Below are 24,708 nucleotides of genomic sequence, written 5' to 3'. Positions count from 1 at the left end.
GGTCAGGGGCGATCGGCGGGGAACGGGTCGTGCGGCAGCGACGTCACGGCCGCGAAGACGACAGAGGTCTCATCGCTCTCGGAGGCGGAGAGCGCCGCGATCGTCGCGCCTTCCACCAGGATCTCCGCCCTGTACCCGAGGGTCTGGCTCGTGGCGACCCCCACACCGACACCGGGCACCACGATGCCCTTCGACTCCACGAAGCGTTCGATGACACCCCGGTACAGCAGGCCGGCCTGACGTCGCGCGTCCGCGGGGCTCGTCGCGCTCGTCGCGACGAGCATGATCGTGCGATCCTCGCTGTCGCCCACGAGGGCGATCGGGGAGGCGAACTCCCGGGTCGCCGACCGCAGCACGCGCGTCGTCGCATCGGCGACCTCCTGACCGAAGGAGGCGGTGATCGCCCCCACGTCATCGACGAGGACCGCGATCACGACGACCAGGTCGGTGCGCGAGGCGGCCCGTCGGAGAACGCCGCGTAGCGCGTCGAGGAAGATGCTCACGGGGAGGACGTCCGGGAGGTCGTAGTACTTCCGCGCGACCCGCTCGTTCGCCAGCGCACTGCGCAGGACGAACTGCGCGATCGAGACGACGAGCCCGACGCTGAGATACCAGAAGTTCTCACCGACCTGACCGAACCAGGCGTCGTAGGTGTCGCTGTCCATGCCGTCGATGAGGATCACGGCGGCGCGCAGCATCGAGACGATCGCGGCGACCGCCATTCCGCCCGCGAGGACCCATCCCATCGCGTGGCGCCGCGCGGGACCTCCCAACGCGTGGATGACGGTGCCCGCGGCGATGCCCGCGAGCACCAGCGACGACAGCACCGATCCCCCGCTGCCGTCCGACAGGGGCGAGCCGAGCACCGTGGCCGCACCCGTGAGGAACGACAGGGCCACGATCATGAGCGACGGTCCGGGCACCGGCTGAGCGTTGTAGGCGCGGAACCCCAGCAGGATGCACCCGACCGACCCGATCGTGGCCGTGTTGGCGAGGGCGAACGCCCAGGTCGATCCCCACAACGAGGTCTCCACGAACGCGGCGACGACGTAGCTGAGCACCGCCACGATCTGGAGGACGAACCCCACCCCCCAGATGGGGGCGCCCGCGCGGTACCTGCTGGACGTGGACGTGCCGATATAGGCCAGGCTCGTGACGATCATGACGATCGCGGCCGCGATCGCCGCGGTGGGTCCGTCGAGGATCATCGCGCACCCCCCTCCCGCAGCGGCGAGTCCGTCGCGCCGCGCGTGTCGGTGTCTTCGGGGTCGTCGAGACTGTCGGCGGTGGCCGGCAGCAGGACGTGGAAGTTCGAACCCACCCCCACCGTGCTCGTGACCGAGATGTCACCGCCGTGGGCGCGCACCAGATCGCGGCTGATGGCCAGGCCCAGCCCCGTCCCGGTCGCGCCGTCGCCGACGCGGAAGAAGCGTTCGAACACCCGGGACAGATCGTCCTCGGTCAGCCCCACGCCCGTGTCACTGACCGTGATCGTCGTCGTGACGCCGTCGGAGGCGGTGGTCAGGCTCACGCGCCCGCCGTCGCGGTTGTACTTCACGGCGTTGCTGATGAGGTTGTCGATGACCTGACGCATCCGCAACGGGTCGGCGTAGGCCGGCGCGGCACGGATGCCCGACAGGTCCAGCGCGATCGCCCGCTCGCCCGCCGACGCGCTCCAGGCCTCGCCGCTGGCCCGCACGACGTCGGCGATGTCGACCTGCTGCTGCGAGATCGTCAGGTCGGCCGACATCTCGGAACGGCTCGAGGCGGTCAGGATGTCGGAGACGATCTCGAGCAGGCGAGCCGCGTTGCGCTCCGCCACCTCGAGGTACTTGCGCGCGCCGTCGGGCACCGAGGTGTCGTCGACCGCGAGCTCGAGGTACCCGATGATCGACGTCAGAGGCGTGCGCAGCTCGTGCGACACCGACGAGACCAGCGAGTCGCGAGCCCGGAGCGCCGTCAGCTCGGCGGTCACGTCGCGCGAGACGATCACGGCACCGCTGTCGGAGCCGTCGACGGCGCGGGTGCGGCGCGCCGTCACGCTGAGCGCGCGGCGGCGCGTTCCTGCGCCGCCGAACCAGACGATCTGGTTGTCGAAGACCTCCCCGCGCGCCGCGCGGGCGAAGGGGATGTCGGCACGCTCGAGTGCCGTCACGCCGTCCGCACCGAAAGCGGCACCGCGCCCGGACCCGCCGACGTCCGCGGTGCGGGCGGCGCGTTGCAGCCGCGCGTGGGCCTCGTTGGCGAGCGTCGTCGACCCGTCCGCGGCCAGACGGATGACGCCGAAGTCGATCGTGTCGAGCACTTCCGCCAGGAGCTCCTCCTGCTTCTGCGCCCGGCGGAGGGTCCGCGCCATCGTGCGGGTCTGGCGGGTGAAGAGCAGACGCTGGGCGGTCATCTGCCGCGCCAGCGTGGCGCCGATCGAGCCGACGACGATGATCATGATCGGCAGGGTGACCGTCTGGAGCCCGACCTCCTGACGCGGATCGATCACGGAGCTCGCGATCAGCACGATCGGGACGGAGATGGCTCCCAGCAGGTAGCCGCCCAGACCGTAGAAGACCGACAGCCAGATCACCGGCAGGAAGAACAGGGCGCCGAAGCCCGACGCCGGCTCCGACAGCGTGATGAGCGCGACGCCCACGATGTCGATGATCGGGACGAGGGACACCCACCAGGCGGAGATGCGCGACCACGGCACGAGGAGCGCGGCACCGCCGCCGCCCAGCACGACGATGGCGCCGAGCCAGAACATGCCCAGGTCGTCGGGGAACCCGTACGGCACCGCCAGAGCGACGAAGACGAGCACGACGGCGCAGAGCGTCAGCTGCAGGAAGGCGGTCGTGCGGGTGCGTCCGCTGTCGAGGAACGGCGGGAGCGCGAAGTAGCGCGGAAGGCTGCCCAGGAATCGGCGGATGCGCCGTGAGTCGACGACCTGATCCGCGACCGGATAGTCAGCGATGTCGTCGGTGCCCATACCGCGACGCTACCGCGCCTAGACGGACGGCGTGGCACGCACACCCGGAGGTCCCCCGAAGAGGGGACAGCGGAAACGGCGAAAGGGCCGGAACCCGGAGGTCCCGACCCTTTCGCGTGGTGTGATCAGCTGATCAGCGGCCCGACAGCTTCTCGCGCAGCGCCGCGAGCGCGGCGTCGTCGGCGAGGGTTCCGCCGCCCGACGAGTCGCTCGAGAACGACGAGGAACCGGTGCTGGAGTCGACCGTGCTCGGGTTGGCGGCTTCCGCCTCCTGAGCCTTGATGACGGCAGCCTTGTGCGCCTCCCAGCGACCCTGGGCAGCGGCGTACTCCTGCTCCCAAGCCTCGCGCTGAGCGTCGAAGCCGTCCTTCCAGGCGTTGGTCTCCGGGTCGAAGCCCTCGGGGTACTTGTACTCCCCGTTCTCGTCGTACTCGGTGACCATGCCGTAGAGGGCCGGGTCGAACTCGGTGCCGAAGGGGTCGACCGACTCGTTGGCCTGCTTGAGCGACAGCGAGATGCGGCGACGCTCGAGGTCGATGTCGATGACCTTGACGAAGACCTCTTCGCCGACCGACACGACCTGCTCGGCGAGCTCGACGTGCTTGCCGGAGAGCTCCGAGATGTGCACGAGGCCCTCGATGCCGTCTGCGACGCGGACGAACGCACCGAACGGAACGAGCTTGGTGACCTTACCCGGGGTGACCTGGCCGATGGCGTGGGTCCGGGCGAAGACCTGCCACGGGTCCTCCTGCGTCGCCTTGAGCGAGAGCGAGACGCGCTCGCGGTCGAGGTCGACCTCGAGGATCTCGACGGTGACCTCCTGGCCGACCTCGACGACCTCGGAGGCGTGCTCGATGTGCTTCCACGAGAGCTCGGAGACGTGCACGAGGCCGTCCACGCCGCCCAGGTCGACGAACGCACCGAAGTTGACGATCGACGAGACCGTGCCCTTGCGGACCTGGCCCTTGTGCAGGTTGTTGAGGAAGTTCGAGCGCGACTCCGACTGGGTCTGCTCGAGCAGCGCCCGACGCGACAGCACCACGTTGTTGCGGTTCTTGTCGAGCTCGAGGATCTTCGCCTCGATCTCCTGGCCGAGGTACGGCGTCAGGTCGCGGACACGACGCAGCTCGATGAGCGACGCCGGGAGGAAGCCACGCAGGCCGATGTCGACGATGAGGCCACCCTTGACCACTTCGATGACAGAACCGGTGACGACGCCGTCGTTCTCCTTGATCTTCTCCACATCGCCCCAGGCGCGCTCGTACTGTGCACGCTTCTTGGACAGGATGAGGCGGCCTTCCTTGTCCTCCTTCTGGAGAACGAGGGCCTCGACGTGGTCGCCGACGTTGACGACCTCGTTGGGGTCGACGTCGTGCTTGATCGAGAGCTCACGCGAGGGGATGACGCCCTCGGTCTTGTATCCGACGTCGAGGAGGACCTCGTCGCGGTCGATCTTCACGACGGTGCCTTCGATGAGGTCTCCGTCGTTGAAGAACTTGAGCGTCTTCTCGACCGCGGCCAGGAAGTCCTCGGCAGATCCGATGTCGTTGATCGCGACCTGCTTGGTGGCCGGGGCGGTCGTTGCGGTAGTCATGTAGTGGGTTGTCCTTGTTGGGTTGGGTCTCAGGCCGCGGCAGAGCACAGGGGCGATAGCCGAAGCGAAGCGGATTGTTGTGGAACGGTGTCACTCGCGCACGCCGGAAGGCGCGCCAGTCGAGTGACACTCAAGGCTAACAGAACCGCTGCCTGCTCGGAAGCGCTCCCCGAGGGGTCCGTCACGCGCCGTCACGCGACGCTCGCGGGGGCTCAGTAGCCCGCGGCGGCCTCGCCGTCCTCGACGATCGTGCGGGTGCTCGAGAGCCCCAGCCGCGTGGCACCGGCGGCGATCATCGCCTCGGCGTCCTGTCGTGTGCGGATGCCGCCGGACGCCTTGACCTCGAGACGGTCCCCGACGGTCTGCTTCATCAGGCGCACGGCATGGACGGAAGCGCCCCCCGCCGGGTGGAAACCCGTCGACGTCTTCACGAAGTCGGCACCGGCGGCCTCCGCGGCACGGCTGACGGCGACGATGGCGTCGTCGCTCAGGGCGGCCGACTCGATGATCACCTTCAGAACGGTCGGGGCGGGCGCGGCCTCGCGAACCGCACGGATGTCTGCCTCGACGGCGTCGTAGCGTCCTTCGATCGCAGCGCCCACGTCGATGACCATGTCGATCTCGTCCACCCCCTCCGACACCGCGAGCGCTGCCTCGGCAGCCTTGATCTGCGAGTGGTGCTTGCCGCTCGGGAACCCCACCACGGCGGCGAGCTTGAGGCCGGCCGGCAGGTCGACGGGAAGCACCGACGGAGAGAGGCACACGCTGTACGCACCGAGCGCCGCGGCTTCGGCGATCGTCGCCGCGACGTCGGCGGTCGTCGCCTCCGGCTTCAGCAGCGTGTGGTCGACGTAGCGGGCGAGGTTCTCGGTCATGGTGTCTCCTAACGGGGGGCGCGGTTCAGGGACGACCGATGCCCTCTCCAGGATCACACCTCGCGCGCTCATCCGCACACCGACGCGGCATCTCGGCCGATGCGTCGGTGCTCAGGAACCGACCGCCTGCCGCCGCGCCACCGCGTACCGGACGAGTGCGACGAGCGCCCGCCAGCCGATGAGGACGAACGCCAGAGTGCCGCCGGCGACCAGGATGAACGCGAAGGCCGTCCCCTGTCCGACGAGGGCGCGCAGCAGCATCCCGCCGGCGAAGGTCACCGCCCACACCGGGATCCCGGTGCGCCACGGTGCCGCCGGAGCGCGCCAAGCGCGGCTGACCAGCCACCCGGCCACGAGCGCGGCCAGGAACGGCCACGCCGTCGTCCAGAGCCCCGCGAGCACATCCGAATCGTGGCTGGCTCGGCCCGTCGCCGCGAAACCGACGACCAGCAGTGCGTCGACGACGAACGCCACGATGATCGGAACGGGACGTCGACGCCGGGTCATGCGTCCCAGCCTACGGATGCGGCGTAGCGTCGAGTGTTCGATGCGCGCCACGCCGGCGGCATCTCGAGAGGAGAACGACACCATGATCCCGCTGTCCGAGTCGGCCGTTCGCGCCGCGTTCACGAACGTCTCGCTTCGCGAACGGAAGGCGGTCGTGCTGCCTCCGGCCTTCGACGAGATCGACTGGGAGCGGCGGGACTACCTCGGCTGGCGCGATGCGAAGCAGCCGCAGGTGGGGTACGTCGTGGGCGAGATCGACGGCGATCCGGTCGGTGTGCTCCTGCGGGAGACCGAGGCGCGCCCGCTCCGGCGGCCGCAGTGCGCGTGGTGCAACGACGTGGAGCTCCCGAACGACGTGGTGATGTTCAGCGCGAAGCGGGCGGGCGACGCCGGCCGCCGCGGCGACACGGTGGGCACATTGCTCTGCGCGGAGTTCGAGTGCTCGCGGAACGTGCGCCGGCTCCCGCCGTCGGCCTACCTGGGGTTCGATCGCGAAGCGGCGCGGCAGCGACGGATAGATGCGCTGCGCGACAACGTGGCGCAGTTCGTCCGGGGCATTCGAGACGGCGCCTGATCCGGTCGGTGGGTGATCGCGGTCAGCGTGCGTTGGCCAACGCCCGCAGGTCGGCACCGCTCAGCCGCTGCGTGGTCCACTCGCTCATCGGCTCTGCGCGCAGCGACCGGTAGAACTCCACCGCGGGCGTGTTCCAGTCGAGCACGGTCCATTCCAGGCGGGAATAGCCGCGCTGCACGCAGATGTCGGCGAGGGCGACGATGAGCGCCTTGCCGTACCCGCGGCCGCGTTCCGCGTCGTCGACATACAGATCTTCCAGCCAGATGCCGTGGCGACCCGTCCACGTCGAGTAGGTGAGGAACCAGAGCGCGATGCCCACGATGCGTCCGTCGCGTTCGACGACGTGCGCGAACGCCTTCGGATCCTCTCCGAACAGGGTCGCCGTGAGGGCGTCCTCGGTGTTCTCGACGGCGTCCGGCTCACGCTCGTAGACGGCGAGGGCGGTGATGCACGCGAGGATTCCCGCCTCGTCTCCGGGACGCGCCGGGCGGAGGACGGCGTCAGCCGCAGCATCATCGGATGTCATGGTCCGACGATAGCGGCCGGGCCGGCGAGTCTCGGGATCGTGACGCTCGGGATCGTGACGCTCAGAACGGCGCGAGCACGGGGGCACCGGGCGGCTGCACCGCGGTCGCCGGGCGGAACACCGGCATCCGTCGTTCGGGTTCGACCAGGTAGCGCCTGCCCGCGGGCGAGGTCCACTCCACGGCGCCGCTGCGGTCGCCGCGCTGGCGCAGCGTCCACCCACCGTGGTGCTTCACGGTGTGATGCCCGACGCAGAGCGGGGCGAGGTTGTCGCTCGAGGTCGGACCACCACGGGAGTAGGCGATCGTGTGATCGATCTCGCATCGGTCGGCCGGCATCCCGCATCCCGGAGCCATGCATCGTCCGGCTCGCCACCGCACGAGACGGCGGAGTTCGGGTGGGGGGCGGTACAGCTCCCGCCCCACGGAGAGGACCACACCGGTCTCGGGGTGGGTGAGCACACGCATCCAGCCGGTTGCTCCGCCGCAGAGCTCACGGGCACGCTCGTGGGTGATCGGTCCGACACCCTCGACCGTCGCGGGGGCGGCATCGGCGGCATCGGAATCGAGGAGCGAGAGCACGGGCACCGTGACCGCCACGGTGGCGCGGATGCCGTGCGTCGCGTCCGGATGTGCGCCGACGACGCCGTCGATCAACAGGTCGGCGACGACGTCGGCGCGCGCCTGATCGAGCGTGCGCACCGTCGCCGCGTCGTCGTTCGCGGTGTCGTCGTTCGCGGCGACGCGGGCGTCCGCCTCGACCAGCACCCACGCGAGAGCGGTGACCCGGTTATGGATGGCGCGGGCTTCGACCGCGGGCAGATGGATCAGATACCAGGCCATGCCGTCATCGCCCGGCTCGAGCACCGTCCGTCGGCGTGCGACCGCTTCGGTCTGGCGCTCCACCAGCGTCTGCGCCCGGGCCGCGTCGACGAGGGCCCGCACCGCGCGCCGGAACGTGCCGATGGGCATCGTCTCCGCCAGTGCGAGCGCGCATGCCGCGAGCTCGTCGCGGAGCCACGCTTCGGCGGTGTCGACGACGTCGACGAGGATGTCGGCGTGGCGCTCGGTGATGCGCGCCCTTCCGAGCGCCTCGAGCACGGCCGGGTATCGGCGGGTGAGCGCCTCGGCCCGGGCGAGCAGGCTGCCCGCGGAGGACTCGGTGATGCGGAGGGCGCACGCGAGCTCGAGGCGGATCGAGCGTTCGATCACTCCCCGATCGACAAGCCCGTCGCGATGCGCCCGAGTGACCGCATCCCGGTGCATCTGCGAGACGGCGACCAACCGCTGCGCGGCGAAGACGGCCTCCATGGCGGCGACCTCGATCACATGATCGACGGCATCCCACGGCTCGACGGGCAGGGTCGCGAACGGCTCCTCCCCCGGCGACGCCGCGTCCACGCGATCGGGATCAGCCGCGCCACGCGGGTCGATCTCGTCGTCGATGAACATGCTTCCAGCGTAGGGAGGGCCACCGACATCCGACCGCCGCCATCACGGGCTAGCCTCACGGGATGAGAGGTCACTGGAGGCCCTTGGCCATCGGTTACGCCGTGCTGGCACTCGTCGGCCTCGTGGCGACCTTCGTCTTGAACGTGTGGAGCGTGGTCGCGGCCCGCAACTACCTCGCAGACATCGTCGGCAGCGGCCCGGCGGTCTCGTCGATCGGCGTGGACCTGCTGGTCGTCGCGGCGGCCGGCGTCGTGTTCATCGTCGTCGAAGCGCGGCGGCTGGGCATGAGGCGGGCGTGGCTCTACATCGTCCTCTCGGCGGTGACGGCCTTCGCGTTCACCTTCCCGCTGTTCCTCGCGATGCGCGAACGCCGACTCGCGGCGCGACGCGCGGACGGCTGATCGGCGCGGGCGCCCTACGCTCGGATGTCGTGACCTCCTCTCTTCCGCCGCGCATCGGCATCGTCGTGACCGATCTGTACGCGGGTGACGACCCCGACCGCGACACGCCCCTTCTCCTGCCCGCACTCGCGGAGCGCGGCGTCGACGCCCGTGCCGTGGTGTGGCACGCGGACAACGACCTCGGTGAGCTCGACCTGCTCGTGATCCGCTCGCCGTGGGACTACCCGGAGCGCTTCGCCGAGTTCGCCGCGTGGCTCGATCGCGCCGAACGGGCGACGCGGGTGGTGAACTCCCCGGCCCTCATGCGCTGGAACCTCGACAAGCGCTACCTCGCACAGCTCGAGGCCGACGGCGTCCCGGTCGTGCCGACCGTGTTCTGCGAGACCCCGGATGCGGCCGCCCGCGCGATCGCCGCACACGAGCCGGGGCGCGTCGTGGTCAAACCGACGGTGTCGGCCGGCGCGCGCGACACGGGCCTGTTCGACGCGACCGACCCCGCCGCCCGGCAGCTGGCGGATCGGATCCTTGCGCGCGGCGGCGTCGTGATGGTGCAGCCGGAGATCGAGGAGCTCAGCCGGGGTGCGGAGAAGGCGCTGTACGCGATCGACGGCGTCCTGACGCACGCGATCGAGAAGGGCGCGCTGCTGGATGTCGGCGGCGGGCTGCTCGGGGGAACGTATGTGGAGAACCCGGTGGCGGTGGCCATGTCGGCCGAGGAACAGGCGTTCGCCCACCGCGCCCTGACCGCGGTGGCGCGCGCCGGACACGAGCGACCGCTCTATGCGCGCATCGACATCGTCGACTCCGCCGCCTTCGGCATCGTCCTCCTCGAGATCGAGCTGGTCGAGCCCGCGCTGAACCTCCACGTCGCCCCGCACGCGCTGGCGCCGGTCGTGGACGCGATCCTGGCCGCGACCGCACCCCGGTGACATCGCCCGCCATCGTGCGGATACGCGCGGCGCGCTGACGGCGCTCAGCGCCAGCGTTCCCGAACAGCCTCAGCGCCAGCGTTCCCGAACGGAGGGGGCAGCCTCGACGCCCTCGCGACGCGCGCGGGCGATGAGGCCCAGCCGGTCGGGATGATCCATGGCGTGCAGAGTGCACGCCCCGACGCTCTCGCGCCATGCGCCGGCGAAGCGCTCCGCGTCGGCGGCTCGTCGGCCGATGGCTGTCGGCACGGCGAGGTATTGACGCGGCGACGGCCCTCGCGCCGCGGAGCGCAGCAGGCGCTCGACGAGCCCGGAACCACTCCCCTGGCCCACCTCCAGCAGGAAGCGCGGTGCACGGACCGCTCCGAACAGCTCGGTCAGGGCGTCGGCCGCCACGCGCTGATCCGCGGTGCTCGCTCCCACGAGCTCCACGTCCACGTCCTGGCCGCCGTCGCCGCTCACGCGTGTCGTGACGCGCGGCTCGCCCGTGGCCGTTCCGACACGACCCGCCTCGCCGAGCGCCCGCCAGAGAACCCGGGCGATCCGCGCCGTCGCCGCCCCGACGTCGCGGGACTGCTCGCGCGATCGCCGCCACTCCCGCGCGATCGGCACCCCCGCCCACACCGCTGCCGCGATCAGCACCGCTCCCACTCCCAGACCCCACGCCGCGCCGCCGAGGAACGCGAGCGCCGTTCCGACGAGCGCCGTCGCGCCGAGCCCGACGAGCGCCCCTCCCAGACGCCGGGCGGCGGGGACGCTCGTGCGGAACACGGGCGCGCCCTGCCGCCGTGCCACGAGCGCGCTGACCGCCTCGTGGTCGTCGTAGTCGTCGCCGATCCGCCACTGCGCGTGCGTCGTGCGCCGCTCCGGCACCGTCAACGCCGCGTTGATCCGGGCCACCGACGCCGTGGGCCGGCGTGCCTCCACGTCGCGCAGCGCCGTCCGTTGTTCGAGGGTCATCGCGGACGCGAGACCCCGGACGACGAGCGACGGGTCGTCATGATCGAGCCCCCAGAGCGCCGCATGCTTCCGCCGCAGCCGCGCCGCATCCGGCGCAGCATCCAAGGGCACGGTCGCCGGCAACAGGGCCGTGACCGTCCAGTTGTGCGCCACCTTCTCGGGCCACGCGGGATCGAGGCGCAGGGTGCGACCACGCAGCTGCTGCGTCGCGGATGCCGTGGCGACCGCCGTCAGGTCGATGAGGGTGTTGACGGCAGGACAGTCCCACCCCTCGCCCAGGAGTCCCCGTGTTCCGACCACCACGTGCACGATGCCCCGTTGGAGGAGCCCGGAGACGGCTCCGACGATCGCCGCCGCTCCCGCGCCGGGCGCGTGCACGGCCGAGACGTAGGGGGCATCGGCGAGCGGAGTCGACGCCACCGGGATCGCGAGCTCCCGGCCGAGCTCCCGGACGAGGACGTCGGCGTCCTCCGTCCGCACCCTCGTCTCACGGCCGGTCACGAGCACCGCCCGAAGACCGCGCGCGCCGGGATGGGTCGCCACCACGTCGAAGGTGCGCAGCGCGCCCGCCGATCCCACCAGACCGCCGTGGGTGTTGCCGTGTCGTGCGAAGTCCGTCACGACGAGGGCCCGCAGCGCGTCGTCGCCGATCGCGGCCCGCTCACGCGCCAGGATGTCGCCGGCGCCGATGTCCTTCGCCCGCGACGACGCGAGCATCGTGTCGACCGGATCACGGGTTCGACGCACGCCCCGGTCGGTCAGCGCATAGCCGAAATCGGCGAGCGTCCGGCGGATGCGGTGCCACAACGGGCCGAGCGCCGCATCCGGCAGCACACGGTCCAGCGCGAACCGCGACAGCAGCCGCACGGCCTCATCCGTCGTGGGCTGCCGACGAGCGACCTCCGGGATGCGGGTGGTCAGCGGATCGTCGGGCGCCACGGCGAAGAGCATCGCCGCCGCGGCCTCCGCCGCGGGGAAGTCCGCGCTGAACGCGGTCGCGAGTCGGGCATCGATCGCGTCCTCCGGCGCGGCCGGTGGCGGGTCGAGCGGGTCGCGGGACGTCGGCGGATCGACATCGGGCAGCAACGTCTCGCGCAGGTAGGCGAGCCCGGTGTCACCGCCGAACGTGCGTCGCAGCAGCACGTCGAGGCCGACGGCCTGCCCGTTGAGGAAGGCGATCTCGGCGGCCGTCGGCTCCACGGCGAGCACGAGGTCGCGGTACGGAGCCAGGTTCCCCTCGCGCACGACGGCCGGCACGGGCACCTCGTAGTCCACGTCGCCGAGGAGCGCGGTGTAGTTGTCGTACTCGTGCGCGTCGTCCGGCGACGGCAGCGTCGCCGTGAGCCCGATCACCAACGGCGCTCGCCCATCGGCACGCAGACGCGACACGAGCGCCGCCACCACGAGCGCCCAGTGGTCGAGCAGGTGATGGCACTCGTCGAGGACAATGGTCTCCACGCCCGCCGCGACGAGCCGCTCGACGAGGGCGAGAGCGCGCGGATGCAGCGCCGCGGCGAGCACTCCCGGGTCCTCGCGCACGAGTCGTCGGCGCACGGCCCGGGATCGCCGAGCGATGCCCGCGACGTAGGCACGGCTATTGTTCGAACGCAACTCCTCCAGCCACGCGGCCGCAGCCTCCGGCGAGCGGTCGTCCGCCTCGAGCTCCTCCCGCCAGCGGTCGGCCGCGATCGTCTCGAGCGGCATCCCCCGATCGAGCACGCTCAGCGCCTGATACGTCAGGGCCGTCAGGTCGCCGGGATGCTCGCCGTCATCCGAGACCCGCGCCGGATCCGGCGCAAGGGCGGCGGCGGCACGCATCCACTGCGCGCGGATGGTGAGCGTCGGCGCCAGCACGAGGGTCCGGCGTCCGCGGCGAGCCGCCAGCAGCAGCCCGAGAAGCGTCTTGCCCGACCCCGGAGGGGCGACGATGTGCAGCGGCTCTCCCCCGTCCACGTCGACGCGGTCGAGCACGTCGGCCTGGTAATGGCGGAGAACGCCGTCGAAGCTCCAGGACGCGAGCGGGGCCATGCGATCAGTCTGCCTCAGGCGGGCACCGCGAACTCGCGCAACCGATCCCACGGCTCCGTCCACGCCAGAGCGTCGAAGATGCCGTCCAGGAGCATGGCCGTGAACCCCCAGACCAGGTGTTCGCGCGCCCCATGCCGGACGAGGAACGCCGGCCCCTGCCACCGACGGCCGTCGCGCCGGATGACGGTGCTCCCCCGGTTCGCAGGATTCAGCAGATCGGCGACGGGCACCCGGAAGACGTCGGCGGATTCGGCCGCGTCAACCACGCCCACCTCCGACGGATGCGACCACCACCCGACCACGGGCGTCACCACATGACCCGAGAAGGCCAGCGGCACCTCGGGCAACGCACCCAGCACCTCGACGCCCGCAGCGTCGAGTCCGGTCTCCTCGACCGCTTCGCGCAGCGCCGCCGACACCGGACCGTCGTCGCCCGGATCGAGGCGTCCGCCCGGGAAGGCGACCTGCCCCGGATGCGCACGCAGGGTGGTCGCGCGTGCCAGGAGGAGCACATCCAGGTCGCTGCCCACGCGGCCCGCGCGCGGACGGTGCGCACTCGGCGTCGCATCGAGCACGCCGAAGAGCACGAGGACGGCCGCCGCCCGCGGGTCCGCCGAGGTCGGCAGCTCCGCGAACGCCGCCGGCACCTCGGCCCCGCGGGCGAGCCATGCCTCGAGCTCGGCGCGCGCCGGATGGGGCCCGGACACCGAGGTCATGCCGCGACCGTCGATCAGTTGAGTGCGCGCGTCGACGCGGGGATCACACCATCCGCGTAGAGGCTCTTCGCGACGTCCTGCAGCGCGGTCAGCGCGACGCGCTGGGTCGTGGGGCCGTAGGAGATTCGCGCCACGCCGAGCGCCTCGTACTCCGCGGCGGTCAGCGCACCGGGGAGCCCGATCACGCTCACCTTGCGCTCGCCGATGCCGTCGACCAGCTGACGGGTCACGTCGGCGTCGAGGATGCCCGGGACGAAGACGACATCGGCACCGGCCGACAGGTAGGCCCGCCCACGCTCGATGGCGTCGGCGATCGACTCCTCGACCGGACGGTCGCCGCCGCGGACGAACGCGTCGGTGCGGGCGTTGAGCGCGAAGGGCACGCCTTCCGCGTCCGCCGCGGCGAGGATTGCTTCGACGCGCGCCGCGGACTCCGCGACCGGACGCAGGCGGTCCTCGACGTTGGCGCCGACGATGCCGACACCGATCGCGCGGCGTGCCGTCTCTCCGGCGTCGGCGTACCCGTCGTCGAGGTCCGCCGTGACGGGGACGTCACCGGCAGCCGCGACGATGCGGCCGACCAGATCGAGGGTGATGTCGAGGGGGATGGTGCCGTCGTCGTAGCCGAAGGTCGCGGCGATCGAGTGGCCGGCGGTCGCGAGGGCCTTGGTCTCGGGCAGCGCGAGGATGGCCTTGGCCGACACCACATCCCACACGTTCACCACGCGGAGGATCTCGGGAGCGGCGTGGAGCGATCGCAGCGTCTGCGCGCGGTCGGACAGGGACAGCTTCTGTTCGTTGCTCGTCATGCCTCCACGCTAGGGCAGCGCCGCGGTCGCCGGGGCGGGCTTGCCACGCACCGTCATGCGTGACGGCGCGTGCGTCGAACTCGCAGTCCGCTCCCAGGTTCGCGGGACCACACCGGCACCTCGGGGTGTTGTGGTCTGTGACGCCGCAGCCGGCGGCGGACACCGAGGAGGAACCATGTCGAACGACTATCGCAAGACCGCAGAGGCACTCAGCCGTCTCACCCCGCTCCAGTACGACGTGACCCAGGAGGATGCCACCGAGCCGCCCTTCCGCAACCGTTACTGGGACAACCACGAGCGCGGGATCTATGTGGACGTCGTGTCGGGACAGCCGCTGTTCTCGTCCGCCGACAAGTTCGAGAGCGGATCGGGATGGCCCAGCTTCACGCGTCCGATCTCGGCCGATGCCGTGATCGAGAAGAGTGACCGGACTCTCTGGATGCGGCGCACCGAGGTGCGCTCGTCCGGGGCGGACAGCCACCTCGGACACGTGTTCGATGACGGCCCGCGCGATGCGGGCGGCCTCCGCTACTGCATGAACTCCGCCGCGCTGCGCTTCATCCCGCTCGCCGAACTCGACGAGCAGGGGTACGGCGACTTCCGGGCGCTCTTCTCCGACGAGGGCTGATCCGCTCTGACGAGGGCCGATCTTCCGCGGTGCGAATCGATTCGATACGCTGAGAGACGGGTGCCTTGCGCGGCGCCCGTCTCCCCGCCCGCACCATCTCGAGAGCCCGCGCATGTCCAGAACCCTCACCACGGGCCGTCCGTGGCGTGTCATCCTCGCCTTCTCCGTCCCGCTCCTGATCGGCAACGTCGTCCAGCAGCTCTACCACGTGGTCGATGCCGTCGTGGTGGGACGCCAGATCGGCGTCGACGCCCTCGCGGCGGTGGGCGCCACCGGCAGCCTCCTGTTCCTGCTCATCGGCTTCGCGTGGGGTCTCACCTCGGGCTTCGCGATCCCCACGGCGCAGGCGTTCGGGGCCGGCGACCACGCCGCCGTGCGCCGCTCGGTCACGACGGGCACCATCCTCACGGCCATCACGAGCGCCGTACTCACCGTCGGCGCACCGTTGATCTCCGAGCCGCTGCTGCAACTGCTGCAGACCCCGCCCGAACTGCTCCCTCAGGCCACGGTCTTCGCGCAGGTCAGCTTCCTCGGCGCCGGCGCGACCATGTTCTTCAACTACCTGTCCGCGATCATCCGCGCGATCGGCGATGCGCGGACCCCGCTGCTGTTCCTGACGCTGGCCTGCATCCTGAACGCGGGTCTCGTGGTCGTCATGGTCGGTCCGCTGGGATGGGGTGTCGCGGGCGCCGCGCTGGCCACCGTCCTCTCGCAGGCCGTCTCGGTGATCCTCTGCCTCGACTTCATGCGCCGCCGCATCCCAGTGCTGCTGCCCCGCCGCGAGGACTGGCGGCTCACGCGCGCCGACTACGCGCTGCACCTGCGGCTCGGGCTGCCCATGGGATTCCAGGCCTCGATCATCGCCATCGGCACGCTCGCCGTGCAGGTGCGGCTGAACGAGCTCGGCGCGGACGCCGTCGCCGCCTACACGGCGGCCTCCCGTGTCGACGGTCTCGCCGTCGCGCTCCTCCAGTCCCTCGGGCTCGCCGTCTCGATGTTCGTGGCGCAGAACCACGGCGGCGGACGGCCCGACCGCATCCGGCGCGGGGTCGTCCAGGCGACGGGGATGGCACTGGCCGGGTCCGTCGTCCTCGGCGCGGTGCTCATCGCCTTCGGCGCGCCGCTGGTCCGGCTGTTCGTCGGCGACGGCGTGGCCGACGTCGTCGACCTCGCCCACGTGATGCTCGTGATCAACGGCGCGACCTACTCGCTGCTGGGCGTCCTGTTCATCCTCCGCGGCGCGCTGCAGGGGCTCGGGCACACCATGATCCCGACCGTGACGGGCGTCGTGGAGCTGGGGATGCGGGTGGCCGCGGCCGTGGTGCTCGGTGCGGCGATCGGGTTCGCCGGTGTGGCGTGGAGCAACCCCCTCGCCTGGCTCGGCGCCGTTGTCCTCCTCATCCCCGCCTACGTGCGCGCCCACCGCGAGCTGGCCGACGCGCCCGTCGCCGTCGACGACCACATCTCGACCGAGACGACCCCCATCCCCGTCGTCGGACCGACCGACGGGTCGATGACGGTCGATGCGGTCGTCACCCGCCCCGTGCCGATCCAGCCGATGCGCGCCTCGCGCCGCCGTTCCGACCGGCGACGGCGGACGCTCCGGCGCTGACCCTCCCCTGCGGCGGATCGATCCGCGGCATCGGGACCAAAACGGAGCACCCGCGCGTTGTATCCGTCGACGCCGCAATCCGGCGGCGTCGACGACCAGACGGAACGTACACTCGGGGTGTCACCGCCCCGGACCACCCGCATCCGTCGCAGCAAGGAGCAGGCATCATGACCACCGACACCGGCACCATCACGCAGACCCCCGGCACCGAGACCGCCGTCCTCGCGGGCGGGTGCTTCTGGGGCATGGAAGACCTCATCCGCCGCCAGCCCGGCGTGCTCGACACCCGCGTCGGCTACACCGGCGGCACGAACGACCACGCGACCTACCGCAACCACCCCGGCCACGCCGAGGCCGTCGAGATCGTGTTCGACCCGGCGCGGACGACGTATCGCGACATCCTGGCGTTCTTCTTCCAGATCCACGACCCGTCGACCCTGGACCGTCAGGGCAACGACATCGGCTCGAGCTACCGGTCCACGATCTTCCCGTTGACCCCGGAGCAGGAGACGGTGGCGCGCGAGACGATCGCCGACGTGGACGCCTCCGGTCTCTGGCCCGGTAAGGCCGTCACCACGATCGAGCCCGCCGGCCCGTTCTGGGAGGCCGAGCCCGAGCACCAGGACTACCTGCTGCGCATCCCCAACGGCTACACGTGCCACTTCCCGCGCGCCGGATGGGTGCTGCCCGCCCGCCGCGAGAACGCCGCCGTCTAACCCGCTTCTCCCCCTCCCCCTCACCACCCTGTTCATTCGTCGCGAAAGCGGGGTCGCCGCGCCGCGGTCCCCGCATTCGCGACGAATGAACGGGGGTGAACGGGCGCGCGGGGTCGGGGCTCAGAGTCCGACGAGCGCTTCGCTCTTCTCCCACAGCGCGCCCGCGAGCACCGCGTCGGATGCCACCGGATGCGTCCGGGCGAGGCGGTTCGACGAGTAGAACTCTCCGGGCGTCCAGGTCTCGCCGGGCGTGCCCTGCGCGAGCCAGGTGAGGCGCGACCCGCCCTCGTCGGACGAGGTCATGAACAGCTTCGTGAGGGGGTTGTGGTATAGAAAACGCCACGGCCCCGTCGAGGCGGCGGCGAACCCGGTGGCCACGACGCCCGGATGGAAGGCGACGGCGTTGAGACCCCGCTCGTGGAAGCGCAGGTGCAGCTCCTTCGTGAACAGCACGTTGGCGAGCTTGCTGTTTCCGTACGCGCGACTGGCCGAGTAGTTCCGCTCGCCCTGCAGATCGTCGATGTCGAACTTCGAGAACCGTTCGGCGGCGACGCTGGAGGTCTGGATGACGCTCGCGCGGCTCTCGATCAGCACATCCAGCAGCAGGTGGGTGAGGAGGAAGCCGCCGAGGTGGTTGACCTGGAACGTCAATTCGTTGCCGTCCACCGTCGTCCGTCGCTTCTCGAAGACCCCGCCGGCGTTGTTGGCCAGCACGTCGATGCGGGGATGGGCTTCGCGCAGGCGCGCTGCGAGGTCGCGCACCTGGGCGAGATCGCCGTAGTCGGCGACATGGAACTCTGCCCCCAGAGCGCGGGCGACCGCGGCCGTCTTGTCGGGATTGCGGCCCACGATGACGACCCGGTCTCCGCCCGCGTGAAGCTGACGCGCGGCGGCGGCGCCGATCCCGTCGCTCGCGCCGGTGATCACGATGGTGCGGGGCATGGCATCTCCTCGAGAAGGGGGCGGGTCCCGGTACCTCGACGGCACCGGGACCCGGGGGTCAGTTGAGCTCGGACGGGTGGGCGCCCACACGCCCGGAACCGTCGCCGGGATCGAGCGCCGTGATCGCGTCGCGCTCGGCATCCGAGAGCCGGAAGTCGAAGACCTGCAGGTTCTCCACCATGCGGTCGCGGTTGACCGTCTTCGGGAACACGATGTTGCCCCGCTCCAGGTGCCAGCGCAGCACCACCTGTGCCGGTGTCTTGCCGTGCGATGCCGCGGCGTCGCGGATGGCGGGAGTGCCGAAGAGGTCGTACTTGCCCTGGCCGAGCGGCCCCCAGGCCTCGATGTGCACGTCGCGTGCCGCGCACCATTCGACGACCTCGCGCTGCTGATAGGCGGGATGCAGCTCGATCTGGTTCACCGCCGGCAGCACCCCGGTCGCCGCTTCGATGCGTTCGAGGTGCTCGACCAGGTGGTTGGAGACACCGATCGACCGGGCGAGCCCCGCCTCGTTCAGCGACACGAGGTGCGTCCACGCGTTGACGTACTGATCGTTCGCGGGCGCCGGCCAGTGCACCAGGTACAGGTCGACGTGCGCGAGCTGGAGCTTCTCAAGGCTCTCCTGGAGCGCTGCAGGCGGCTGGTCGCCACCCTGGCGGTCGTTCCAGAGCTTGGTCGTGATGAAGAGCTCGTCGCGCGGGATGCCGCTCGCGGCGATCGCGCGTCCGACACCCTCCTCGTTGCCGTAGACGGCAGCCGTGTCGATGTGTCGGTACCCGACCTCGAGGGCCTCGCTCACGAGACGCTCGGTCTGGCCCGGATCCACCTTGAAGACGCCGTACCCGAACTGCGGAATGTCGTAGCCGGAGCGGAGCGCCACGGCGGGGATGCGTGCGCTGCCCGCGGCCTTCTCGTCGGCGCGATGATCTGCGTGATGTTCTGACATGGTCCCAGCCTACGAACGCCGCAGGACACCGGGGCCGGGGTTGCGCCCGCGGCTAGACTCAGGCGGTTGCGCCCGTCGCAGCTCCCCCTTAATCTTCGGTGGATGCGTCGTGCCCGCGCCTCCGGCAACGCCCAGGAGGCCCCATGACCCGGATCGCTCCCGCGCGCGCCCGCACCCGCATCGAGCCGACCGTCCTCCAGGCGCTGCGGAGCCCGCGCCTGCTCAGCCGCGAGGTCCTGGCCGGACTCGTGGTCGCCGTCGCCCTCATCCCCGAGGCCATCGCGTTCTCGCTCATCGCGGGCGTCGATCCGCGCGTGGGGCTGTTCTCGTCGTTCGTGATGGCGGTCGCGATCGCGTTCGTCGGTGGCCGACCCGCGATGATCACCGCCGCCACGGGAGCGGTGGCGCTCGTCATCGCCCCGATCGCACGCGAGCACGGCATCGACTACCTGATCGCGACCGTGCTCCTGGCCGGCGCCATCCAGATCGTCCTCGCCGTCCTCGGCGTCGCGCGGCTGATGCGATTCATCCCGCGCAGCGTCATGGTGGGCTTCGTCAACGCTCTCGCGATCCTCATCTTCCTCGCGCAGCTGCCGCAGCTCACGCAGGTGCCGTGGGCGGTCTACCCGCTGGTCGCCGCGGGCCTGGTCGTGCTGTGGCTCTGGCCCCGCCTGACGCGCGCGGTTCCCGCTCCCCTGGTCGCCATCGTCCTGCTGACGGGCGTCGTGGTCGTCTTCGGCATCGCCGTGCCCACCGTCGGCGATCAGGGGGAGCTCCCTCGCAGCCTTCCCGACCTCTTCCTGCCGAGCGTGCCGCTGACCGCCGAGACGCTCGGCATCATCGGTCCGACCGCCCTCGCGGTCGCCGTCGTCGGCCTGCTCGAATCGCTCATGACCGCGAAGCTCGTCGACGGCCTCACCGACACGCACTCCTCGAAGACGCGCGAGGCGTGGGGGCAGGGCGTGGCGAACATCGCGTCCGGCTTCTTCGGGGGCATGGGCGGCTGCGCCATGATCGGGCAGACGATGATCAATGTGAAGGCCTCGGGGGCGCGCACACGCATCTCGACCTTCCTCGCCGGCGTGTTCCTGCTCATCCTCGTCGTGGCGCTCGGCGACCTCGTCGCGATCATCCCGATGGCGGCGCTCGTGGCGGTCATGATCTTCGTGTGCGTCGCCACCTTCGACTGGCACAGCATCCGCCCGGCCACGCTGCGGCGCATGCCCGTCGGCGAGACGGTCGTCATGGCGCTGACCGTCATCGTCACCGTGTGGACGCACAACCTCGCCATCGGCGTCGGGGTCGGAGTGCTCGCCGCGATCGTACTCTTCGCGCGCGGCGTCGCCCACGTCACCTCCGTCACCCGCGACGTCGACGGCGAGGTCGCACGCTACCGAGTGGAGGGCGCCCTCTTCTTCGCCTCGAGCAACGACCTGACGACCCAGTTCGACTACGCGCACGACCCCGCCCGCGTCGAGATCGACTTCAGCGACGCGCACATCTGGGACGCGTCGTCGGTGGCGGCATTGGATGCGATCGTGAGCGGATACGAGCGCCGCGGCATCGCCGTGACCCTGACCGGAATGAACACCGCCAGCGCGTCGGTGCATCGACGCGTGAGCGGACGCGGCCCCGACGGCGCCGGCCGGGACGACTGATATACCGGTCTTCTCGTCCGCACAGAATCGGCTTCTGACCCGGAGCTTATGCGCGCCTATGGTGCGTCCGGACACGCTGCGGGTCGCTCGTCGCCTTGACGCACCTCCGCGACGGGAACAGGATGGAACGAACCCGAACCGACCGGCATTCCCCCGTGCCGAGACTTGGAGAGTCGTGCCCGCGCCCCGATTGCTCGTGACCGCTGCGGTCGCATCGGCAGGCGCGCTCGTCCTCTCGACCACGGCGGCGTTGACCTATTCGGCGGCGGAGACGCAGTCGTCTCTCGCGCGGTTCATCGACGCGAGCCAGTCGCTGCCCGCCGTCGCCCTCGATGCCCCGGACGAGCTGGATGCCGCGATCGGCGTCGAGCCTCCGCAGGCGACGTCCACGCCGACCCCGCCCGCGTCGTTCGAGCGCCGTGTCGTGCCCCTGGCTCCCGCCCCGGTGCGCGGCGGCGACGCCCCCGGAAACGCACCGGCACCGGCACCTGCGCCCGAGCCGGTGTCCCCGAACGAGCCGCCGGTCGCGACGCCCACCCCCACTCCGGCACCGAGCGAGGGAACCCCCACCCCGGAGCCCACTCCCACCCCCGATCCCGGTGCGACGCCCGGCGAGCCCGAGGAGGAGTCGCAGCCCGGAACCGGCGAGGGCGTGCAGGAGGAGGCGCCCCCGGCGCCGGAGTTCTTCGCGCCGCCGTTCGACGACGCACTGCCGTCCTGGCTGCTCCCGTCGAAGAACGAGGGCTGAGAGCGCGGCACGCCGCGGGCCTAGTCGGCCGCGAGCACCTGCACGTCCACCTGGATGTCGGTGGCCAGATCCTCCAGCCGTGACACCACGGCATCCACGTCTGTCGACACCGGCACACTCGCCGTGACCGCGGCCTCGAAGAGCCGCCCGCCCGCCATCGCGGCGTCTCGACTGGATGTGGTCATACGCTCGATGCTGATGCCGCTGCCGGAGAGCACCGCGGTGATCTCGCGCACGATGCCGGGCCGGTCGTTTCCGAGCACGCGCACCACCAGCCTGCGCTCCGTCGACGGAACGGCCGCCTGCCCGGTCGGCACGACGACCGTGACGAACCCGTCGACGACCGTCAGGGCCTCGCGCAGCTCGTCCGCGCGCTGCGGGGGGACCGACACCTCGATGACGCCGGCGAACGTGCCCGAGAGCTCGGCGAGCTCGCTGCGCTCCCAGTTGCCGCCGTGCGCGTCGACGACCTCGGCGACGGTGGCGACCAGACCCGCCCGGTCGGCTCCGACGACGGTCAGCACGAGAGAAGTCATGCCGCCAGCGTAACGAGGGGCGTCAGCCCTGGAAATCCTCCGGCTCGATCTCGTCGAGGAACCGGCGGAACTGCTCCACCCGCTCCTCCTGCACCTCGGCCGGTTCGGGAACGACCGTGTCGTCCACCTCCGGCGTGTCGGAGATCGTGTCGGGGATGCCGGCCGCATCCAGCACGTCGTCGGCGACGAAGATCGGCGCACCCGCGCGTGAGGCGAGGGCGATCGCATCCGAGGGCCGGGCGTCGATCACGCGCTCCCCCGCGACCGTGTCGAGCGTGACGGCAGCGAAGAACGTCCCGTCCTCGACGCGGGTCACCTCGACGCGGCTGACCTCGCCGTCGAGCGCATCGAGCATCGACAGCATGACGTCGTGCGCGAGGGGGCGGGGCGAGTCGGCTCCCTGCACGGCGATGAGGATCGACGTCGCCTCCTGCGCACCGATCCAGACGGGGAGGATCCGGTCGTCCGGCGAGGCGACGGGTTTGAGCAGGATGACGTGCTCCTGCTCGGGATCGAGCGCGACACCGAGCACACGGACGAGCATCTGGACACCTCCCGGATCGAACGTCCTGCCATGCTACGCACGAGATCCGTACCGCGGGGCGATACGGCGACCTCCATTCACGGGAATGCGTCTCCGCCTCGCGCTGTTGCACCCCACATGGAACGCTTCGGCACACTCTCGTTCGGTCATTACGGTCCCCTGGGTGGCGGCCGCATCCTCACCGCGAAGGACTCGATGCTGCAGGCGATCGACCTCGCCGTCGGGATGGATGAGCTCGGCGCCGATGGCATCTACTTCCGCGTGCATCACTTCGCCCGCCAGCAGGCCTCGCCGATGCCGCTGCTCGCCGCGATCGCCGCGCGCACCTCGCGCATCGAGCTGGGCACCGGGGTGATCGACATGCGCTACGAGAACCCGCTGTACCTCGCAGAGGAGGCGGCGGCCGTCGATCTGATCAGCGACGGCCGACTGGCGCTCGGCGTGAGCCGCGGCTCACCCGAGTCTGTCGTCAACGGCTTCGAGGCGTTCGGCTACACCGGATCCGAGGATCCCCGCGGCGCCGACATCGCGCGCGCACACTTCGACCGCTTCCTGCGGGCGATCGACGGCGAGGGGATGGCGGAACGCGACCCCTCGAGCCCGTTCGGCGGAGGCACCGGCATGCAGGCGATCGAGCCGCAGTCGCCCGGTCTCCGATCCCGTGTGTGGTGGGGCGCCGGCAACCGCGACTCCGCCGAGTGGGCGGGTCGCGTCGGCGTCAACCTGATGTCGTCCACGCTGTTGACCGAGGCCGACGGCACGCCCTTCGACCTGCTGCAGGCGCAGCAGATCGACGCGTTCCGCGCCTCGTGGCGTGAGGCGGGCCACGCCGGTACCCCCCGCGTCTCGGTCAGCCGCAGCATCTTCCCGATCACGACCGCCGAGGACGCCATGTACTTCGGCGGCTCGCAGGGCGGCGACCAGATCGGCGTCATCGACGGCATGCGGTCGACCTTCGGCAAGACCTACGCCGCCGAGCCCGACGCGCTCGTCGAGCAGCTGCTGCAGGACGAGGCCATCCGCTCCGCCGACACCCTCATGCTCACCATCCCGAGCCAGCTGGGCGTCGAGTTCAACCTGCGGGTCGTCGAGTCGTTCGCGAAGTACGTCGCCCCTTCGTTGGGCTGGTCCTCGAAGCTCGCCACGACGAGCGTCTCCTGACCTCCTCGCGCCCGCCGCGCTCTCACGCACGGCGGGCGCGACGTCCGCGAGAATGGGGACATGACGGCGCTCACGGTGACCACACCCCGTGACGGCACTCGCATCGCCGTCACGGATCACGGCGGTCACGGACGCACGACGCTTCTGCTGCACGGGCTGGCCGGCAGCGCGCGTGAGCTGCGTCCGACGGCGGAGGCGCTGACGGACGCGTTCCGGGTGCTCTCGATCGACCAGCGCGGGCACGGACGCAGCACACGTCGTCCCAGTGACCTGTCTCGCGACGCCTTCGTCGCCGACGTGGTAGCGGTCATCGAACGGGTCTGCCCCGGAGAACGGGTCGCTCTCGTCGGCCAGTCCATGGGGGCGCACACGGCGGTCCTGACCGCAGTCGCGCGACCCGACCTCATCCGTCGCGTCATCATGCTCGAAGGACACGTGGCGGGCAGCGACCGATCCGAGGAAGCCGCTGAGCTCGGCCGCTACTTCGCGTCGTGGCCGCGGCCGTTCGCCGATGCCGCCGCAGCGCGAGCCTTCCTGGGAACGTCGGCACTCAGTGACGCATGGATCGCCGATCTGGAGCCACGGCCCGACGGACTGCATCCACGCTTCGATGCCGACGTGATGGAGACGGTGATCGCCGCCGTCCACGAGGCGCGGTGGGCGGAGTGGGACGAGCTCCGCGTTCCGACCACGGCGGTGTTCGCCGACGGCGGGATGTTCACCGCGGCCCAGAAGGACGAGCTCATCTCGCGTCGTCCGAGTACCCGGCGCATCGACATCGCCGGTGCGAGCCATGACGCCCATCTCGATGCCTTCGAGCGCTGGGTCGAGATCCTGCGCGCCGAGCTCTCCGACTGAGGTCGAGGCGCAA

24 protein-coding genes are annotated in these 24,708 nt (G+C 71.0%); 10 read left to right on the top strand and 14 right to left on the bottom strand.

Going from position 1 to position 24,708, the window contains the following annotated elements; translation table 11 throughout:
* Positions 1-2: 2 nt before the first annotated feature.
* The 5 genes from AB0N73_RS01745 to AB0N73_RS01725 all read right to left on the bottom strand — a co-directional run bounded on the left by AB0N73_RS01745 (position 3) and on the right by AB0N73_RS01725 (position 5,953).
* Entirely contained in the window at positions 3-1,208 is a 1,206-nt protein-coding gene (locus tag AB0N73_RS01745; protein ID WP_363559713.1) for a hypothetical protein, read from the bottom strand.
* Positions 1,205-2,977, bottom strand: coding sequence for a HAMP domain-containing sensor histidine kinase (locus tag AB0N73_RS01740; protein ID WP_363559711.1), 1,773 nt, complete (start codon positions 2,975-2,977; stop codon positions 1,205-1,207). Before AB0N73_RS01740 ends, AB0N73_RS01745 begins: the two co-directional genes overlap by 4 nt.
* Positions 2,978-3,110: 133 nt before the next feature.
* Positions 3,111-4,571, bottom strand: a complete 1,461-nt coding sequence (gene rpsA / locus AB0N73_RS01735; RefSeq protein WP_363559709.1) for a 30S ribosomal protein S1 — start codon at positions 4,569-4,571, stop codon at positions 3,111-3,113.
* A 212-nt stretch (positions 4,572-4,783) separates the two neighbouring features.
* A complete protein-coding gene (deoC, locus tag AB0N73_RS01730) occupies positions 4,784-5,446 on the bottom strand; it encodes a deoxyribose-phosphate aldolase (protein WP_363559707.1) in 663 nt (220 codons plus the stop codon).
* A gap of 111 nt (positions 5,447-5,557) precedes the next feature.
* Positions 5,558-5,953 (bottom strand): DUF3054 domain-containing protein, encoded by a 396-nt coding sequence (locus tag AB0N73_RS01725; RefSeq protein WP_363559705.1) that lies wholly within the window; start codon positions 5,951-5,953, stop codon positions 5,558-5,560.
* An 82-nt stretch (positions 5,954-6,035) separates the two neighbouring features.
* Here AB0N73_RS01725 and AB0N73_RS01720 point away from each other — a divergent pair, with 82 nt between their 5' ends.
* A complete protein-coding gene (locus tag AB0N73_RS01720; protein ID WP_363559703.1) occupies positions 6,036-6,527 on the top strand; it encodes an FBP domain-containing protein in 492 nt (163 codons plus the stop codon).
* A 22-nt stretch (positions 6,528-6,549) separates the two neighbouring features.
* Here the strand turns inward: AB0N73_RS01720 and AB0N73_RS01715 are convergent, their stop codons facing one another.
* Positions 6,550-7,053: a GNAT family N-acetyltransferase gene (locus AB0N73_RS01715; RefSeq protein ID WP_363559701.1), complete on the bottom strand. Its 504-nt coding sequence runs from the start codon at positions 7,051-7,053 to the stop codon at positions 6,550-6,552.
* A gap of 61 nt (positions 7,054-7,114) precedes the next feature.
* Positions 7,115-8,503: a DUF222 domain-containing protein gene (locus tag AB0N73_RS01710; protein ID WP_363559699.1), complete on the bottom strand. Its 1,389-nt coding sequence runs from the start codon at positions 8,501-8,503 to the stop codon at positions 7,115-7,117.
* 62 nt (positions 8,504-8,565) lie between these two features.
* Here AB0N73_RS01710 and AB0N73_RS01705 point away from each other — a divergent pair, with 62 nt between their 5' ends.
* Both AB0N73_RS01705 and AB0N73_RS01700 read left to right on the top strand, forming a co-directional pair.
* Positions 8,566-8,904 (top strand): DUF2834 domain-containing protein, encoded by a 339-nt coding sequence (locus tag AB0N73_RS01705; RefSeq protein WP_363559697.1) that lies wholly within the window; start codon positions 8,566-8,568, stop codon positions 8,902-8,904.
* Positions 8,905-8,933: 29 nt separating this feature from the next.
* Positions 8,934-9,833, top strand: a complete 900-nt coding sequence (locus AB0N73_RS01700) for a hypothetical protein (RefSeq protein ID WP_363559695.1) — start codon at positions 8,934-8,936, stop codon at positions 9,831-9,833.
* Positions 9,834-9,902: 69 nt separating this feature from the next.
* Here the strand turns inward: AB0N73_RS01700 and AB0N73_RS01695 are convergent, their stop codons facing one another.
* The 3 genes from AB0N73_RS01695 to AB0N73_RS01685 are packed head-to-tail and all read right to left on the bottom strand — an operon-like array spanning position 9,903 to position 14,346.
* Positions 9,903-12,821, bottom strand: a complete 2,919-nt coding sequence (locus tag AB0N73_RS01695; protein WP_363559693.1) for a DEAD/DEAH box helicase family protein — start codon at positions 12,819-12,821, stop codon at positions 9,903-9,905.
* A 14-nt stretch (positions 12,822-12,835) separates the two neighbouring features.
* On the bottom strand, positions 12,836-13,537 hold the full coding sequence (locus tag AB0N73_RS01690; RefSeq protein ID WP_363559691.1) for a CoA pyrophosphatase: 702 nt from the start codon (positions 13,535-13,537) through the stop codon (positions 12,836-12,838).
* A gap of 14 nt (positions 13,538-13,551) precedes the next feature.
* Positions 13,552-14,346 carry an isocitrate lyase/phosphoenolpyruvate mutase family protein gene (locus tag AB0N73_RS01685; protein WP_363559689.1) on the bottom strand — a complete coding sequence of 265 codons (795 nt, stop codon included), beginning with the start codon at positions 14,344-14,346 and terminating at the stop codon, positions 13,552-13,554.
* A 175-nt stretch (positions 14,347-14,521) separates the two neighbouring features.
* Here AB0N73_RS01685 and msrB point away from each other — a divergent pair, with 175 nt between their 5' ends.
* The 3 genes from msrB (at position 14,522) to msrA (ending at position 17,302) form a co-directional block, all read left to right on the top strand.
* The gene (msrB, locus tag AB0N73_RS01680) at positions 14,522-14,974 is read left to right on the top strand and encodes a peptide-methionine (R)-S-oxide reductase MsrB (RefSeq protein ID WP_363559687.1); all 453 of its coding nucleotides are present in this window, start codon (positions 14,522-14,524) and stop codon (positions 14,972-14,974) included.
* Between the two features lie 112 nt (positions 14,975-15,086).
* Entirely contained in the window at positions 15,087-16,586 is a 1,500-nt protein-coding gene (locus AB0N73_RS01675; RefSeq protein WP_363559685.1) for an MATE family efflux transporter, read from the top strand.
* A 167-nt stretch (positions 16,587-16,753) separates the two neighbouring features.
* Positions 16,754-17,302, top strand: a complete 549-nt coding sequence (msrA, locus tag AB0N73_RS01670; RefSeq protein WP_363559683.1) for a peptide-methionine (S)-S-oxide reductase MsrA — start codon at positions 16,754-16,756, stop codon at positions 17,300-17,302.
* 120 nt (positions 17,303-17,422) lie between these two features.
* On the opposite strand, the gene AB0N73_RS01665 is transcribed toward msrA, so the two are convergent.
* Both AB0N73_RS01665 and AB0N73_RS01660 read right to left on the bottom strand, forming a co-directional pair.
* Positions 17,423-18,244, bottom strand: coding sequence for an SDR family NAD(P)-dependent oxidoreductase (locus AB0N73_RS01665; protein WP_363559681.1), 822 nt, complete (start codon positions 18,242-18,244; stop codon positions 17,423-17,425).
* A gap of 58 nt (positions 18,245-18,302) precedes the next feature.
* Complete coding sequence (locus AB0N73_RS01660) at positions 18,303-19,190, bottom strand: aldo/keto reductase (protein ID WP_363559679.1); 888 nt, start codon at positions 19,188-19,190, stop codon at positions 18,303-18,305.
* A gap of 143 nt (positions 19,191-19,333) precedes the next feature.
* Between AB0N73_RS01660 and AB0N73_RS01655 the strand changes: the two genes are divergently transcribed.
* The gene (locus tag AB0N73_RS01655; RefSeq protein WP_363559677.1) at positions 19,334-20,848 is read left to right on the top strand and encodes a SulP family inorganic anion transporter; all 1,515 of its coding nucleotides are present in this window, start codon (positions 19,334-19,336) and stop codon (positions 20,846-20,848) included.
* A gap of 175 nt (positions 20,849-21,023) precedes the next feature.
* Positions 21,024-21,596, top strand: a complete 573-nt coding sequence (locus AB0N73_RS01650) for a hypothetical protein (protein ID WP_363559675.1) — start codon at positions 21,024-21,026, stop codon at positions 21,594-21,596.
* A gap of 20 nt (positions 21,597-21,616) precedes the next feature.
* On the opposite strand, the gene AB0N73_RS01645 is transcribed toward AB0N73_RS01650, so the two are convergent.
* Together AB0N73_RS01645 and AB0N73_RS01640 are read right to left on the bottom strand one after the other, a co-directional pair.
* Positions 21,617-22,132: an ACT domain-containing protein gene (locus tag AB0N73_RS01645; protein ID WP_363559673.1), complete on the bottom strand. Its 516-nt coding sequence runs from the start codon at positions 22,130-22,132 to the stop codon at positions 21,617-21,619.
* A 22-nt stretch (positions 22,133-22,154) separates the two neighbouring features.
* Complete coding sequence (locus AB0N73_RS01640) at positions 22,155-22,676, bottom strand: bifunctional nuclease family protein (protein ID WP_363559671.1); 522 nt, start codon at positions 22,674-22,676, stop codon at positions 22,155-22,157.
* A 117-nt stretch (positions 22,677-22,793) separates the two neighbouring features.
* On the opposite strand from AB0N73_RS01640, the gene AB0N73_RS01635 reads away from it, so the two are divergent.
* Together AB0N73_RS01635 and AB0N73_RS01630 are read left to right on the top strand one after the other, a co-directional pair.
* Complete coding sequence (locus AB0N73_RS01635) at positions 22,794-23,837, top strand: LLM class flavin-dependent oxidoreductase (RefSeq protein WP_363559669.1); 1,044 nt, start codon at positions 22,794-22,796, stop codon at positions 23,835-23,837.
* A 60-nt stretch (positions 23,838-23,897) separates the two neighbouring features.
* Positions 23,898-24,695: an alpha/beta hydrolase gene (locus tag AB0N73_RS01630; protein ID WP_363559667.1), complete on the top strand. Its 798-nt coding sequence runs from the start codon at positions 23,898-23,900 to the stop codon at positions 24,693-24,695.
* Positions 24,696-24,708 lie beyond the last annotated feature (13 nt).

It is taken from the genome of Microbacterium sp. NPDC089189 (assembly GCF_040685095.1).
Classification (GTDB): Bacteria; Actinomycetota; Actinomycetes; order Actinomycetales; family Microbacteriaceae; genus Microbacterium.
The sequence above is the reverse complement of the archived record's forward strand: the minus strand, read 5'-3'. Positions and strand labels throughout refer to the sequence as shown.